1 protein-coding gene is annotated in these 1,193 nt (G+C 64.3%); it reads right to left on the bottom strand.

Translation table 11 applies throughout. The annotated features are described in order from the left end of the window. Positions 1–820: 820 nt before the first annotated feature. A partial coding sequence (locus tag AB0B89_RS36530) for a VRR-NUC domain-containing protein (RefSeq protein ID WP_358562399.1) occupies positions 821–1,193 on the bottom strand: 373 nt, incomplete at its 5' end.

Genomic DNA, 1,193 nt, shown 5'->3' with positions numbered 1-1,193 from the left:
GTCGCGTCCTTGGCGGGCACCCAGAAGAGGTTCACGCACTCGACGAGGAACGTGGCGACGATGATCCACTGGTAGCTGTTGACCAGCGCCGAACGGCCCGCTTGGAGAGGAAAGGCATGGTGCACGTGCACAGGAACACCTCCGAGGCGCCGGGGAGCGACCAGGAGATGTGCCACGGCAACATCCCCGCGTGTGAGCGCTTGCAGTGGGTCGATCGCAGTCGGATGTCGACCCACTGTCGGCAGGACCCGCAGCCGGCGTACACGACCTCCGAAGAGGAGTCTTTCGGCGGCGGCGGGAACACTGTCCCCGTAAGCGCGACCTCGGGCGCCTTGGTTCGCTTGGGAGCCTTGGTGGGCTTGGAGGCAGCGATCCGCTTTCTGCCGAGCGCCGACATCAGCTCCACGAGAGGGCCGAGTAACACCCTCTTGTGTTCAGAGCACAGATCGACTTCCCCTTCGAGGCCGCCGATGCGCACGTCCTCCGATACGCCCGGCACCCGCACCTGCTGCTGGCGGTAGCACTCGTCGCAGAAGACTGCGACTTCGATCTGCTTCACCGTGACTTGAGACGGTTTATCAGGGCGACGTTCAGCGTGCCGCGTGCCCTCGATGTCAGCCGCCCCAGGCCCCGAGCCTGGTACCCCTCCGTGTACTCATAGCGGCTGGCGCTGGAGCCATCCATTGCGAACACACGGATGCGTGTCGAGGCGCATCGCAGACACTCGACGATCCAGTGATGCTCGTCGCCGACCGTCTTGATGTCGTGGGTCAGCGGACTGGGATCCCACTGGTGGCCCCACGAACGGCACAGCAGGTTCTCAGTCTCCTGCTGCTCGGCGAACCTTGCGACGTCGTCCAGCGACGCGAGCCGTGCTGACGCGGGCCTTGATCCTGTACTGCTCACATCTCTCCCTTTCCCGGGCGCGCACAACCGGCGGACCCGAAATGGCTTCGAGTTCGCGGTGGATGCGACGGGAGAGAAGATCGCGGGGACGCCACACGTCTACATCCGCTCCATTGCAGCGGAGCCGTTCAATGAAAGCACGCTGCTCAGCACTGGTACGCCCAGACTCGCTTTTCAACTCCCGCCACAGGATCTTTCCGTGCCCGACGATGACCAGGTCGGGGATGCCGGGGTTGTACATGCCTGTGCCGTCGGGCATGTGGATGAACCACAGGCCAAGCCCGTAG

It is taken from the genome of Sphaerisporangium sp. NPDC049002 (assembly GCF_040649355.1).
Classification (GTDB): Bacteria; Actinomycetota; Actinomycetes; order Streptosporangiales; family Streptosporangiaceae; genus Sphaerisporangium.
The sequence above is the reverse complement of the archived record's forward strand: the minus strand, read 5'-3'. Positions and strand labels throughout refer to the sequence as shown.